Source organism: Bradyrhizobium sp. USDA 3397, assembly GCF_054060965.1.
In genome coordinates this window covers 4,284,068-4,297,053 of sequence record NZ_JBSSDS010000001.1, presented here as the reverse complement: position 1 = coordinate 4,297,053, position 12,986 = coordinate 4,284,068, and the positions used below count along the sequence as shown (strand labels likewise).

12 protein-coding genes are annotated in these 12,986 nt (G+C 60.6%); 4 read left to right on the top strand and 8 right to left on the bottom strand.

The features are described from left to right. Positions 1 to 3: 3 nt before the first annotated feature. Positions 4 to 879, bottom strand: a complete 876-nt coding sequence (locus ACVWYQ_RS19805) for an AraC family transcriptional regulator (RefSeq protein ID WP_157283330.1) — start codon at positions 877 to 879, stop codon at positions 4 to 6. 263 nt (positions 880 to 1,142) lie between these two features. Here ACVWYQ_RS19805 and ACVWYQ_RS19800 point away from each other — a divergent pair, with 263 nt between their 5' ends. Together ACVWYQ_RS19800 and ACVWYQ_RS19795 are read left to right on the top strand one after the other, a co-directional pair. After that, the gene (locus ACVWYQ_RS19800; protein WP_404653939.1) at positions 1,143 to 2,192 is read left to right on the top strand and encodes an aldo/keto reductase; all 1,050 of its coding nucleotides are present in this window, start codon (positions 1,143 to 1,145) and stop codon (positions 2,190 to 2,192) included. A 73-nt stretch (positions 2,193 to 2,265) separates the two neighbouring features. After that, positions 2,266 to 2,967 (top strand): formylglycine-generating enzyme family protein, encoded by a 702-nt coding sequence (locus ACVWYQ_RS19795; RefSeq protein ID WP_404544256.1) that lies wholly within the window; start codon positions 2,266 to 2,268, stop codon positions 2,965 to 2,967. A gap of 99 nt (positions 2,968 to 3,066) precedes the next feature. Here ACVWYQ_RS19795 and ACVWYQ_RS19790 read toward each other — a convergent pair whose 3' ends face one another. After that, positions 3,067 to 4,344: a transglycosylase gene (locus ACVWYQ_RS19790; protein WP_456726294.1), complete on the bottom strand. Its 1,278-nt coding sequence runs from the start codon at positions 4,342 to 4,344 to the stop codon at positions 3,067 to 3,069. Positions 4,345 to 4,462: 118 nt separating this feature from the next. Here ACVWYQ_RS19790 and ACVWYQ_RS19785 point away from each other — a divergent pair, with 118 nt between their 5' ends. Then, positions 4,463 to 5,815, top strand: coding sequence for a transposase (locus tag ACVWYQ_RS19785; RefSeq protein ID WP_456725395.1), 1,353 nt, complete (start codon positions 4,463 to 4,465; stop codon positions 5,813 to 5,815). 144 nt (positions 5,816 to 5,959) lie between these two features. Here the strand turns inward: ACVWYQ_RS19785 and ACVWYQ_RS19780 are convergent, their stop codons facing one another. Both ACVWYQ_RS19780 and ACVWYQ_RS19775 read right to left on the bottom strand, forming a co-directional pair. After that, positions 5,960 to 6,958 carry a glycosyltransferase gene (locus tag ACVWYQ_RS19780; protein ID WP_404544251.1) on the bottom strand — a complete coding sequence of 333 codons (999 nt, stop codon included), beginning with the start codon at positions 6,956 to 6,958 and terminating at the stop codon, positions 5,960 to 5,962. Positions 6,959 to 7,143: 185 nt separating this feature from the next. Next, the gene (locus ACVWYQ_RS19775) at positions 7,144 to 8,139 is read right to left on the bottom strand and encodes a methyltransferase (protein WP_271539388.1); all 996 of its coding nucleotides are present in this window, start codon (positions 8,137 to 8,139) and stop codon (positions 7,144 to 7,146) included. Between the two features lie 229 nt (positions 8,140 to 8,368). Here ACVWYQ_RS19775 and ACVWYQ_RS19770 point away from each other — a divergent pair, with 229 nt between their 5' ends. Continuing rightward, positions 8,369 to 9,721: a transposase gene (locus ACVWYQ_RS19770; RefSeq protein WP_456725395.1), complete on the top strand. Its 1,353-nt coding sequence runs from the start codon at positions 8,369 to 8,371 to the stop codon at positions 9,719 to 9,721. Positions 9,722 to 9,879: 158 nt separating this feature from the next. Here the strand turns inward: ACVWYQ_RS19770 and ACVWYQ_RS19765 are convergent, their stop codons facing one another. From ACVWYQ_RS19765 to ACVWYQ_RS19750, 4 genes are all read right to left on the bottom strand, one after another. Further along, entirely contained in the window at positions 9,880 to 10,212 is a 333-nt protein-coding gene (locus ACVWYQ_RS19765) for a DUF3325 family protein (RefSeq protein ID WP_157283325.1), read from the bottom strand. Then, entirely contained in the window at positions 10,209 to 11,774 is a 1,566-nt protein-coding gene (locus ACVWYQ_RS19760; RefSeq protein WP_456727197.1) for a PepSY-associated TM helix domain-containing protein, read from the bottom strand. The genes ACVWYQ_RS19765 and ACVWYQ_RS19760 overlap by 4 nt, the downstream gene beginning before the upstream one ends. 61 nt (positions 11,775 to 11,835) lie before the next feature. Continuing rightward, positions 11,836 to 12,117 (bottom strand): DUF3649 domain-containing protein, encoded by a 282-nt coding sequence (locus tag ACVWYQ_RS19755; RefSeq protein ID WP_157283323.1) that lies wholly within the window; start codon positions 12,115 to 12,117, stop codon positions 11,836 to 11,838. After that, entirely contained in the window at positions 12,114 to 12,854 is a 741-nt protein-coding gene (locus tag ACVWYQ_RS19750; protein WP_404544244.1) for a cobalt ABC transporter substrate-binding protein, read from the bottom strand. The genes ACVWYQ_RS19755 and ACVWYQ_RS19750 overlap by 4 nt, the downstream gene beginning before the upstream one ends. Between the last annotated feature and the right edge of the window lie 132 nt (positions 12,855 to 12,986).

The window sequence follows — 12,986 nt, the reverse complement described above, 5'->3', positions numbered from 1 at the left end:
CCGTCAAAGATGGAATGAGCGTCGATATTGGGATGGACTCTGGCCGGTCATTGACCGGAAGACGCGGGCAAAATGCGCGGGACTGAGAAAACCGACGCGTAGCGCCATCTGCGCGACCGAAAGCTTGCTGCTCGCCAGCAGTTGCTTTGCCATCGCGACTCGCCGCGCATGGACGAATGCCAGCGGCGTCTGCCCGGTCGCTGCCCTGAATGCGCGATGGAAATGGCCTTCCGAGAGCTGCGCAAGATCAGCGAGATCGGCAATCCGAATTGTGGCGCTTAAATGCGCGTCGATGAATTCGGTGACGCGCCGTAGCCTCCACGCCGGCAGCTTGATCGATGTATCCTTCACTCTTGCACCACCGTATCGGCGTGCAAGGTATACAACGAGAGCAAGGCTCATCGTGTCGCAATAGATCGCGTCGAGACCTCCCTCCAGCGCGTCAACTCGTTCGAACTCCGCGAGCATGTTCCAGACGAAGCTGTCTTCCGCGCCCGACAGGGGGCCCAGTCCTTCGATCGATGCGCCGGCGATTGCTGAAATCCTGGCGGGGTCGAGGGCGATCGCTGCCCATCGCCAACCCACATTGTGAAGCCGAAGCCGTCGTTCGCAGCCAGCCGGGAGAAATGAAACGGTCGACGGTAGATCGGGGCCGTCATAGCGATGCCCGCCATCGGCTGAAATTACATGTCGCTCGGCGCCGCCGGACAGGGTCGCCATGATGAGGTGATTTGGCGACAGGATGCGCCCTTCGACGATGGAGGTCATCGGCCGGTACGCCGTTTCGAATGCGCCGTTCGCCCATTGGGTGCGCCGCCAGCCATCCGGCCGGGAGCTCAACCGATCGATTGTCGACGCATTCTCAATGACACGGTGCATCGCGACTTCCTGCGCAGCGACGTCGCCTGAATACACATCCAAGCTTGGAACCGCAATTCCTTGCAGGCCGGAAAGGGAGCATCGTCGCGTCAGGATCCGAGTGATTTGGTCAGAATCCCGCGCGACAAAGCGAGCGGTCGATCCTTTCTATTGGCAGGCGACAAGTGCCGCAGGCGAAATCACGGAGATTTGCAATGGATAAGACACCACAGGATAGGCCGACGGCGACCGATCGCCGCCAGTTTCTCGGCGCCGCCACCGCGATGGGCGCCATCGCGGCGACAGCTGTTCACGCAACTGCAGTCGGCGTTTCGAGCGCCAGTGCGCAAGCGCCAGCCGGCACTGCATCGCGTGCGGCTGCGGCGGGGCCGGTACTCACCCGAACGATCGGCCGCACCAACGAAAGTCTGCCCGCGCTCGGACTGGGAACGTTTCTGACTTTTGACCTGCTGCCGGGCAGCAATCGCGACGCGCTGCGAGAGGTCACCAGGAAATATATAGATGCCGGCGTCCGGGTGATCGATACATCGCCGCTCTACGGTACCGGCGAGGTCAGCGTCGGTGGCTTTCTCAGCGCCATGGGCGTGACGGACCAGATGTTCATCAGCAACAAGATCTGGTCGACCGGCGACTACCTGGCCGACGAAAGCCACGCCTTGGCCAGCATGGAGCAATCGAGGCTTCGGCTGTGGCGCGACAAGATCGACGTGCTCCACTGCCACAGCCTGGTCAATGTCGACGCGATCGTGCCACTGCTGCGCGTATGGAAGAGAGAGGGCAGGATTCGTTATGTCGGCGCCTCGGTCCACGAGAATGACTATCACAACATTCTCGCAGGATTGATCGACAAGGATCTGGTGGACATCATCCAGGTCAACTATTCGATCTTCAATCGTCACGCCGAGGAGCGCGTCCTTCGCGCGGCGAGCGACAAGGGCGTCGGCGTGCTCACAAACATGCCGCTGGAAAAAGGCCGCTTGCACAAGATCGTCGAGGGCCGGCCGCTGCCCGATTTTGCCCGCGATATCGGTGCGGAGAACTGGTCGCAGTTCTTCATCAAATGGGCCATGGGCCATCCGGCGGTGACGACCGTTCTTGCCGCGACGTCGAACCCGGATCACGCGGCCGAGAACGTCGGCGCACTGCGCGGTCCTCAGCCGGATCAATCCATGCGGCAGCGGATGGCACGGCATATGGAAAGCATTCCCGGCTTCGCCAATCTCGCGTCGATGCAATGGTATCCTGACAAGCAGAGCATGTACCAGGGCGTCATTCGCCGTTCGCAGGCGGCATTGCGTCAGCGCATGAGTTGATCGGTGAATGGCAGGCGCGCTGGGTCGGCGCCTGCCACGTCTCACCTCGAGGCAATACAGGAGAAGTTCTTACATGAAATGGCGCTCGATTGCTTTGCGATGTGGCTTGATGGCCGTTACCGGCGTTGCATTCGCCGAGCCTGCCCAACGCGAGAATCTGGGCAAGTTTGCCATCGACCGGACCGAGGTCACGATCGGCCAGTTTCGCAATTTCGCTGCTGACAAAGCTCTGAAGACCGCGGCCGAACAGGAAGGAGGCGGACACGAATTCGCGGGCAGCTGGGTCCGTCGCCGCGGCTGGACATGGGCGACGCCGTTCGGAGAACCGAGCCGCGACGATGAGCCGGCGGTGCATGTGTCGTGGAACGAAGCTCGTGACTACTGCTTAGCCGCGGGCGGACGCTTGCCGACCCTGGAAGAATGGGAAAGAGCCGCCTATACCGAAACGCGTGCGAATCCTACCGACGATTTCGTAAATGGACGCACCTATCCTTATCCTGTCGGCGATAGACCTGACGGCATGAACACATCCGATAGAGATCGCTGGCCGCGGCATGCAGCCGTTGGTACCACCAAGCGGGGTGTCAACGGTCTGTACGATATGGGTGGCAATGTCTGGGAATGGCTCGCGGATCGGCGGGGCGATGAGGCACTGACGGCCGGCGGGTCGTGGTGGTACGGTGCGGACAAGACAAAAGCGTCAGCCGTACAGTGGAAATCGGCCGACTTTCACGCGGTCTATATCGGGTTTCGTTGCGTTTACACGGCTCAATAGCCCGTTCAGGTGAGGGCCCAACACACCCTGGGTAAAGGCCGACGGCCGGCGAGTTGCGCTAAAGACAAAGCAACGTGTGCGGCGCCGCCGACGATGGGATTATTGGTTTGCCGCCGCCGCAGCAGTCGCCACATACTTCGTGTAGAATTCGGCGACCCGGCCGCGCCACATGCCGACGAACGCTTCTGACGTCACGTTGTCGACCGATTTCCAGGTGCGCTTGAAGGCCGGAAGTGCATTGCCCCAAATCGCGCGTTTGCACCACCTCTCGCCCTTCTCCTTGCCTTCGCTGGTGGCGCACATTGATTTCCACGCAAGGCGAGCGGGCCGGCTGATGTGCTCGGCGGCGCCTTCCCAGCCCTGCTGATGGATCAGGTAGAGATCGCTCATGTCCGGCTTGCGGTGGGTGATCCACTCGAACAGGACGCCTTCGGTAATGATCTTGTAGGCGGCCGCGACGGCGTTATCCCGCGGACTGCGAATCTGCCCGAAGCCGAACTTTCCGAACTCATAATAGCTCAGCTGAAACAGCCCGATATAGGACCCGGTGCGTTGATTGGGGTTGAAGCCGGATTCGATCTTGGCAACCGCCATCATGAAATTGAAATCGAGACCAAACGCGTCGGCAGCGCGCTTGATCTCCTCAGTCGGCGTTCCGACCGGAATGTCCCTAAACGCACGCAAGACGATCTCCGCCGGTTTCTCGGCGGGCGGCAGTTCGGACCAGACGTAGTAGATCAGATGACGGAAATCCTGCGTCGACGCCGCTTTCGGAGCTCCGTTGGACGCATCGCGTTCCGGCGGCAGCGATTGGACGACATCCTGTCCCAACGACGCCAATTTCGGCGCGACGGGTTCATCGACGATCTCGGCTTCCGTGCGCAGCGGCGCCGAACCTGCCGACGTCACCGAGCCCGGCTCCGCTCTTTCTGCCCGAAGCGCCGCCGCGAGTTTGGCGGATGCCTCTGCGTAGGTGGCAGGCGTCACCACGTTCGCAGGAGCCGCTGTGCTCGCTGCAGCCGGTATGCTCGCAGCCGCTTCCGACAGGACATCCGGCAACGTCGCCGCCGGTCTGTTCCCGGCGGCCAGAAAGAGTCCCGCGCATGCGAGAACAGCCACGATGCAGCTGGTCTGCCAGGCCTTCATTGGCCGAAGTCCAATGACGGCTTCTGTAGGAAGGCTGTTCGCATGTTCCTGCGACCTGTGGGTGAGCACTCTTCGTACAATCTTAAGGTTTAAATGTGGTGAACGAGAGCAGGCATTCTGCTTCGCAACCCGATATGTCCCTCTTGGGCCACAAGCGGCTCCTGGCGGAGGATGGGCGCATATGCTGCCAATGGGATCCGATCTCAGCGGCTTCCGCTCTACACCCCGCAACCGACGCGCCGACAGCCACCGGAACCTTCGGCTACGGGCCGATTTTGTTGAAAAACGCGGCAGTTGCGACTCAAGGATAGCAGTGATTCAGTCTGTCTAATTGGCAGGACTGAAGATCATGATGGGGCATCAGCAAGTCGAGCAGGCTGCGTTGTTCTATGAGTTCTCGCTCGAGAAGCATATTCCCTCCGACCATCTTTTGAGATCGGTCGACAGGTTCGTCGACCTGCAAGAGATCAGGCGGGAGCTGGCACCTTTCTACAGTAGCATCGGCCGACCTTCGATCGATCCCGAGCTGATGATCCGGATGCTCCTGATCGGCTACTGCTTCGGCATCCGGTCGGAGCGGCGCCTGTGCGATGAGGTTCACCTCAATTTGGCCTACCGGTGGTTCTGCCGGCTCGGTCTGGATGGGGCGGTGCCGGATCATTCGACCTTCTCCAAGAACAGGCATGGCCGCTTCCGGCAGAGCGACCTCTTCCGTCGCGTGTTCGAGAGCGTGCTGCGCCGCTGCATCGAGGAACGACTGGTCGGCGGTGAGGGATTTGCGGTTGATGCGAGCCTAATCAAGGCCGATGCCAATCGGCAGAAGGGCATCGAAGGCGATAAGGGACTTCCGCCGGAGGCTGCCGGCCGAGCAATCGATGAGTATCTGGCTGTCCTCGATGATGCCGCGTTCGGAGCGGCGACCGAGGTTACCCCGAAGTTCGTATCGCCCTCCGACCCGGCGGCGCGCTGGACGGGGGCGCACGGTGGCCAAGCGTTTTTCGCTTATTCGACGAACTACCTGGTCGACGTCGAGAACGCGATCATCGTCGATGTTGAGGCAACGACGGCGATCCGGCAGGCGGAGGTATTGGCCGCCAAGCGCATGATTGAACGATCGCTGGAGCGGTTTGATCTCTATCCGAGCCGGCTACTCGGTGACAGCGGCTATGGCTCGGCCGAGATGCTCGCTTGGCTGGTCTATGAGCACGGCATCGAACCGCACGTTACAGTCTTCGATAAGTCCGCCCGCACAGACGGTATCTTCTCGCGCGACGACTTCACCTATGACCATGCTGGCGACATCTATCGTTGCCCTGGTGGCAAAGTTCTTACCACCACCGGAACGTTGGTGAATGATGGTGCCACCATGCTTTACCTCGCCAGCAAGCGCGATTGTGATCGATGCGCATTGAAGGCTCGGTGTTGCCCCAAGCAGGCATCACGGAGGGTGCCGCGCTCCATCTACGAAGGCGCTCGCGACATGGCGCGCCAGATCGCCAAATCGTGGGAGGGAGGCACCTCGCGCCGGCTTCGCAAGAAAATCGAGATGTTGTTCGCCCACCTCAAGCGCATCCTCAAGCTCGACCGTTTGCGTTTACGAGGCCCGAACGGCGCGCGCGATGAGTTCATCCTCGCGGCCACCGCCCAGAACCTTCGAAAGATGGCCAAGCTCATCCCGATGCCCATCGCGAGGCTCGCATAGGGTCGATGGAGCAGTTCGGTCACGTCGCGACGGAGCTATTACAACAAAATACTGCCGGCCTTTTTCAACGGAATCGGCCAGAAGCGAAAATGATACGCCAGTGGTTTTAGCGGGCAGCCTATGCCTCGCGGCGAGCTCGGCTACTCAGCGCCGCTCGTTCCGGAAGATGGATCTGAACAACTCAACTGAAGGCCGCACCAGCTGCCATCCTCGCAATCCAAGAATCTTCTTGCAGGCAAGAAACCACCAACGACGTGAATGTTGAACGCTTGGGTCAATACTCAACGCAAGTTCGGCAAGGCGTGCTGAGGTGTCTATCGCTCCTTCGTTGAAGGCAATGCTTGCGCGGACGATCGCGTCAAGTGCCAATTGGCGGGTCAACCAGTTCCTGAGATCGTTTGTCAGCATCGCGGCGCCGCCATTCAGGAAATGTTCGATAGCCGCCTTGCGTTGGAGCAGGTTTAGCTCCGGTGAAGGTTCACTCGACATGTTGACTGAGTGGTATCGATACACGGCCTGGTCCGCACCAATGAATCCGACGTCGCCATGTGCGGCGAGCCGCATCCACATTTCCATGTCGGAGGCGTAGGGCAAGTCTGCTAGATACCCGCCCAGTTTTTTCTGCAGGCTCGTGCGAACCACGACGGTCGGTGACACCACAATACATTGTGCACGACTAAGAGTGATGAACTCGAGTCCGGACAAGATGCGCGTTCGGAGATCCACTTCCGTTCCATAATAGCTTCTGTAGAATGGATGATCCCCGCGCTGGTCTAGAACAACCGCGCCTCCGAAGGTGAAAGCGACAGAAGGGTGATTGTCCATCAGATCGACCGATCTCGACAGGGCACCGGGCAGCAGGTAGTCGTCCGCAGACAGCAGAAGCATATAGTCGGCGCTCGCCCAGGCAATGCCTTCGTTGGCGGTCGCGATGAGACCTTGATTCGAGATGTGCCTGCGGTAATCGACGCGGGGATCGGAGCACCGTAACTCTTGCGCAACTTCCGCGGTATTGTCAGGTGACGCATCATCGATGATGAGCACGCGCAATTCGGGACCGGATTGCGTCAAAACGCTCTCGACGCACTCTCGCAGGAAGTGCCCATACCTGAAGCAGGGAACAACGACGTCTACGGAGCTCATTTTTTGTCGGATACCACCGACGATCGAGCCTCGATCCATCTGTTCAAGAAAATACTATTGAAAGGGTTCCGGTCCGGCTGGCACCGGCCAGCTCATCCGCTCCAACGCCGCCGATGGCAAATCCCCTCCTTTCGACGATCTAAAGGTTCGTTGCGCATGTATGACCCGATGCTTTCTCGAAGACTTCAGGCTCGGCTTGCCTCAAGAACTGAGATCGCCCGGGCGGTCGAAATGACCCGCTCAAGCCGCAGACCTGCGGCGGCAAGCAAAGCGGCAAATTCGCTCTCGGTTCGCTCGACGCCCCCCGTAACGACAAGCATGTTCGCATCGATTAGCTTGATCGTATTTCGTTCGTTTCCTGGGGGAATAATAGTCTCCGCAATTAAAACTCGTCCGTGGGGTTTCATTACCTCTCGGCAATTGCGCAGGATGCGTACCGCTTGCTCGTCATTCCAATCGTGAATGACCTTTTTCATGATATAGACGTCCGCACCGGCTGGAACGGCGTTGAAGAAATTGCCGGCCACGAACGAGGTCTGTGGCGGGAAACTTGCCGCATTAGCCCGCGCTGCCTCAACCCCGGCCGGTAGGTCAAACAATATGCCGGAAAGGTGAGGGTGTCTCTTTAGGATCTCCGAAAGCAGCTGTCCATGGCCGCCGCCGACATCGACAATCTGAGAAAACGCACCAAAATCACACGCCTCTGCTACAGCTTCATTGGCGCCTTGGCTAAGCGCGATCATCGCCTGCTGGAATAGCGAGGCCGCGTCCGGATGGTCCGCCAGCCAATCGAACCTGGGCTTTCCAAATACGGTTTCGAACGTCGGCAAACCCGTTTGCACTGAATGAGTGAGCTGGGCGAAGGCGAGATACGGCTCCCTGTTCATCATTCGGATCAGGTCGCGGGGACTTGAGGGTGCGTCGGAAAGCAAGGCTGCGCCCAATTCGGTGAGTTGGAAACGGCGGGCCGAGGTTTCGCTAAAGACCCCCTCGGCGGCGAGAAGCCGCATAATCCTATAGAGCGCATCGCAGTGACAATGCGTTTCCTCCGCCAGATCGTCGACGCTCCGCTCTCCGGCGACCAAGCGATCCGCAACGTTAAGATCTGTCGCAACGCGCAAGGCTTGGGAGACCATGAAGCCAAGGCCCAGGTGAATGAGTTGTTGAGAAGGACTATACATAACTTTCCTTTCAAACAGTCGCCGCCTCACGGCGCCCGTGGTCTCAATATCACGACCTGAAGTGCCGGTAAGGGATGATAATTTAGCCGAGGGTGCAGTGTTTGTCGTTCGATGTAGACATCCCGCTCAGGTCGATGTCCGGTTCTGGACCGATTTTGTTGAAAAACGCGGCAGTTGCGACTCAAGGATAGCAGTGATTCAGTCTGTCTAATTGGCAGGACTGAAGATCATGATGGGGCATCAGCAAGTCGAGCAGGCTGCGTTGTTCTATGAGTTCTCGCTCGAGAAGCATATTCCCTCCGACCATCTTTTGAGATCGGTCGACAGGTTCGTCGACCTGCAAGAGATCAGGCGGGAGCTGGCACCTTTCTACAGTAGCATCGGCCGACCTTCGATCGATCCCGAGCTGATGATCCGGATGCTCCTGATCGGCTACTGCTTCGGCATCCGGTCGGAGCGGCGCCTGTGCGATGAGGTTCACCTCAATTTGGCCTACCGGTGGTTCTGCCGGCTCGGTCTGGATGGGGCGGTGCCGGATCATTCGACCTTCTCCAAGAACAGGCATGGCCGCTTCCGGCAGAGCGACCTCTTCCGTCGCGTGTTCGAGAGCGTGCTGCGCCGCTGCATCGAGGAACGACTGGTCGGCGGTGAGGGATTTGCGGTTGATGCGAGCCTAATCAAGGCCGATGCCAATCGGCAGAAGGGCATCGAAGGCGATAAGGGACTTCCGCCGGAGGCTGCCGGCCGAGCAATCGATGAGTATCTGGCTGTCCTCGATGATGCCGCGTTCGGAGCGGCGACCGAGGTTACCCCGAAGTTCGTATCGCCCTCCGACCCGGCGGCGCGCTGGACGGGGGCGCACGGTGGCCAAGCGTTTTTCGCTTATTCGACGAACTACCTGGTCGACGTCGAGAACGCGATCATCGTCGATGTTGAGGCAACGACGGCGATCCGGCAGGCGGAGGTATTGGCCGCCAAGCGCATGATTGAACGATCGCTGGAGCGGTTTGATCTCTATCCGAGCCGGCTACTCGGTGACAGCGGCTATGGCTCGGCCGAGATGCTCGCTTGGCTGGTCTATGAGCACGGCATCGAACCGCACGTTACAGTCTTCGATAAGTCCGCCCGCACAGACGGTATCTTCTCGCGCGACGACTTCACCTATGACCATGCTGGCGACATCTATCGTTGCCCTGGTGGCAAAGTTCTTACCACCACCGGAACGTTGGTGAATGATGGTGCCACCATGCTTTACCTCGCCAGCAAGCGCGATTGTGATCGATGCGCATTGAAGGCTCGGTGTTGCCCCAAGCAGGCATCACGGAGGGTGCCGCGCTCCATCTACGAAGGCGCTCGCGACATGGCGCGCCAGATCGCCAAATCGTGGGAGGGAGGCACCTCGCGCCGGCTTCGCAAGAAAATCGAGATGTTGTTCGCCCACCTCAAGCGCATCCTCAAGCTCGACCGTTTGCGTTTACGAGGCCCGAACGGCGCGCGCGATGAGTTCATCCTCGCGGCCACCGCCCAGAACCTTCGAAAGATGGCCAAGCTCATCCCGATGCCCATCGCGAGGCTCGCATAGGGTCGATGGAGCAGTTCGGTCACGTCGCGACGGAGCTATTACAACAAAATACTGCCGGCCTTTTTCAACGGAATCGACCAGAAGCAGACAAAGTCACGACCATCTATTTGCCGCATCCACGACCGTTTCTGGCCAGCTGGGTCACGAAACGAATACCTTCAACGTCGAGTGACGGAGCGGACGCGAGCATCATTCCGTCCACGTCGCGGCGTGCGTGCAGCCAGTCTCCCCCACCCGATCAGCGCACAAAACACGATGGCGGCAGCCATCGTGGTGTGACCGCTGAACATCACGAGGCCCATGCTCCAGCTCTTTGCGGCCACGAGGATGCCGAGCGCCAGCAGCAGCACCCCTGCACCGACGGCCCGAAGTCCATAGGTCGTCACCCGCGGCAGCGCTGTGCCGAAAATATCGCGCTGCTGGCGGTGCGTGGCGAAAGCCAGCGCAGCAAAGCCCGCCAGACACAGCCCAAGGGCAAGCAGATGGATCATTCCGCCGCACCGCTGGAAGCAATGGCGACCGGCACCTGCTGCATGCGCCTCGATTGCACGATGGATCGGGTCCGGGCAGTGCGAACAGCCAGAACAACATGGAGCAGTGCGAGTGCCCAGCACGTCACGTCGATGCCGGCGAACACCCAGTCGCCTTGCGCCAGGCTGTGCCACAGCGGCCGCTGCGTCGTCAGCGCGTTGAGGACGGGCAACAGGAAGAGCAGCGCAGCCGCCGTCCATAATTGCTCGATCCAGGCCGCCTTGGCCGGACGCAGCAGGGCGTGGAGCAGCGTCAGAGCCCAGACCGCGAAGAATGCATGGATCTCCCAGTCGGCGCGGGCTTCCATCGGGTGCGGCAGAAGGCGGTTGGCCCACAGGAACGCCGTCATCGCGATCGACAGGCCGGCAATGCTCGCGATGTTCAGGCGCTCGACGAGACGGAAGCCGAAATGCGGGCGCTCCGGATCGCGCAGCCGGCTGCGCCGCTTGACGGTCCACATCACGAGGCCAGTGCCCACCATGGCCGTGCCCATGAAGCTGACGAGAAAATACAGCCATCGCGTTTGGGTGTCGCTGAAGCGCCCGAGATGGAGCGCATAGAGTACACCCCGGGTTTCGGCGGCGGCGCCGACGCTGTCGCGGACGTTCAGCAGTTTGCCGGTGGTGCCTTCGAACTCCATATATTGCGGGCTCATCGAAACACGGCCAGCCTCTCCGCGTGCCACCGCCACACGTGCGGCCGCGTCGCCGGGATGAACGAAGGTCACGCGTCCGACATTGCCCTTGCCCCAGCGCTCCTGCGCCTGCCGCACCATGTCTTCGACCGATGCCAGAGGAGCGCTTTGTCCGCTGGGCTTGCCGGGCTGAATAAAGACGCTGAGCTCGCTCGTCATCTGCTGGCGCTCGGCCGGCGTCTTGAAGGCCGCGTTCTCGCCCCATGGCATATAGAGCGCCATCAGCGTCACGAGGCCGGTGTAGGTGATCATGAAATGGAACGGCAATCCGAAGACCGACAGCGCGTTGTGAGCCTCCAGCCACGAGCGCTGGCCTTTGCTCCAGCGGAAGGTGAAGAAATCGACGAAGATCTTCTTGTGGGTGATGACGCCGCTGATGATGGCGACGAGCATGAACATCGCGGCGATGCCGGCGATCCATCGTCCCCACACCACGGGCATGTAGTGAAGCTGGAAGTGGAAGCGGAAGAAGAACTCGCCGCCCAGCGTCTCACGCGAGGAGATTTTGTGACCCGTCGCTGGGTCGAAATTGGCTTCGCCGAACGCGCGCTGGCCCTGGCCACGCGTCCGCCAGAACGCATAGACGCTGTTGTTGCGGCCGTCCGGCAGTCGGATGCTCCACTGCGAACTTCCGGCGGCAACGTTGCCGAGTTCATCGGCGATCCGCTGCGCCACTGCGGCCTGATCAGGAACTTGCGACAGTCGCGCCAATTCCGGCCGCGTCCATTGCGAAAGCTCGTCCTTGAAGTAGGACACCGTGCCCGTGAGGAACATGGCGTAGAGCACCCAGCCGAGCAGCAGCCCCGCCCAGGTGTGCAGACCGGACATGCTTTGGCGGATACCGCGGCCCGCCCTCTGTGTCTCCTTGTCGGCTTTCACGCGCCGGCCCTCAGCCAACGGACCAGGCCAGCGGTGTCAGCACCGCGGCCGCGACGATCAAGCCCGCCCATGACTTCCACGCACTGCGTACGGCAAAGACCCAGATCACGGCAGCTGCGTAAATGGCAAAGCTGGCCAGCATGCCCGTGAGCACCGCCTGCGGCTTGCTCATGGGCAATGCCAGCACAGCCACGCTCGCAAGCGCTGCCAATGCATAGCCGCCGAACACCGCCGCAATGATGCGGGAAATCAGCGGCCCCGTCGCCCAGACCTGTCGGATCAGCGCGTTCATTTAGCGGGTGTTGCCGGTGGCCCGGCCGGAATCGGCGCCAGGCCTTTGGCGTTCACGAAGGTGACGGTCGTGGAATAGCTTACCGCATCGTACTTTTCGGTGCCGTTCGTCCCGGCGCGTTCGCCGCCATTGTGGTCGTTGAAGCTGACCTCGACCACATAGACGCCCTTCCACGGCATATCGAACGTCACGTGGCCCTGCTCGTCGGTGTGGGCGTCCTTCTGCCAGCCCGACTCCGTCACCAGCGTGACCTTGGTCTTGGCCTTGGGCTGGTCCTTGAAGACGAGCTTGAACTGGCCTTCTTGGCCGGTCGGCACGAGATCGAACACCAGTTTCGGCTGCTGCGCGGCAAAGCTGGTGATGTAGCGGGCCGCCGGATAGAACCAATTGTTGACGTCCTTGCCCGGCTGTTTCCGGACGTAGAGCGGATAGCTGGCGTCCTCCGCCACGATGGTGTCGCCTGCGGCGGCCGAGAACGGCAGCCTGAAGCCGTCACCGCTCTTGGTCGCATCGGACTTCTGCTCACCCTTGGACTCACCCTTGGCCGAGATCAGCGTGCCCGTCACCTTGCCGAGCTTGTCCAGAAGGCCCGGCGAGACCTCGCGAAGGTTCTCGCCGAATTCGCCGAAGCGAACGATCGCGTTCTGGCCGTCGGCCTGCTCGATCCAGATCTGGTGCGCCTGCGCCGGCAAGACTGCGGCAAGCAGGGAAATCACGACGGCAAAACTCCTGATCATGACAGACTCCTCGAAACACAATCCGTATGTGACGTGAAATCGCCGGCGCGCGAGGCCCCGGCGATCCGACGATGTTAAGACGCTCGGCACAGCTGGAGATCATCCATCGCGAATGACCTTGCTGCGGCCATC

Coding starts and splice junctions, on each gene's coding strand:
- ACVWYQ_RS19780 (WP_404544251.1), bottom strand. CDS start 6,958: ATGAGCTCCGTAGACGTCGTTGTTCCCTGCTTCAGGTATGGGCACTTC.
- ACVWYQ_RS19765 (WP_157283325.1), bottom strand. CDS start 10,212: ATGATCCATCTGCTTGCCCTTGGGCTGTGTCTGGCGGGCTTTGCTGCG.
- ACVWYQ_RS19795 (WP_404544256.1), top strand. CDS start 2,266: ATGAAATGGCGCTCGATTGCTTTGCGATGTGGCTTGATGGCCGTTACC.
- ACVWYQ_RS19755 (WP_157283323.1), bottom strand. CDS start 12,117: ATGAACGCGCTGATCCGACAGGTCTGGGCGACGGGGCCGCTGATTTCC.
- ACVWYQ_RS19775 (WP_271539388.1), bottom strand. CDS start 8,139: ATGTATAGTCCTTCTCAACAACTCATTCACCTGGGCCTTGGCTTCATG.
- ACVWYQ_RS19805 (WP_157283330.1), bottom strand. CDS start 879: ATGCACCGTGTCATTGAGAATGCGTCGACAATCGATCGGTTGAGCTCC.
- ACVWYQ_RS19785 (WP_456725395.1), top strand. CDS start 4,463: ATGATGGGGCATCAGCAAGTCGAGCAGGCTGCGTTGTTCTATGAGTTC.
- ACVWYQ_RS19760 (WP_456727197.1), bottom strand. CDS start 11,774: ATGTCCGGTCTGCACACCTGGGCGGGGCTGCTGCTCGGCTGGGTGCTC.
- ACVWYQ_RS19800 (WP_404653939.1), top strand. CDS start 1,143: ATGGGCGCCATCGCGGCGACAGCTGTTCACGCAACTGCAGTCGGCGTT.
- ACVWYQ_RS19750 (WP_404544244.1), bottom strand. CDS start 12,854: ATGATCAGGAGTTTTGCCGTCGTGATTTCCCTGCTTGCCGCAGTCTTG.
- ACVWYQ_RS19770 (WP_456725395.1), top strand. CDS start 8,369: ATGATGGGGCATCAGCAAGTCGAGCAGGCTGCGTTGTTCTATGAGTTC.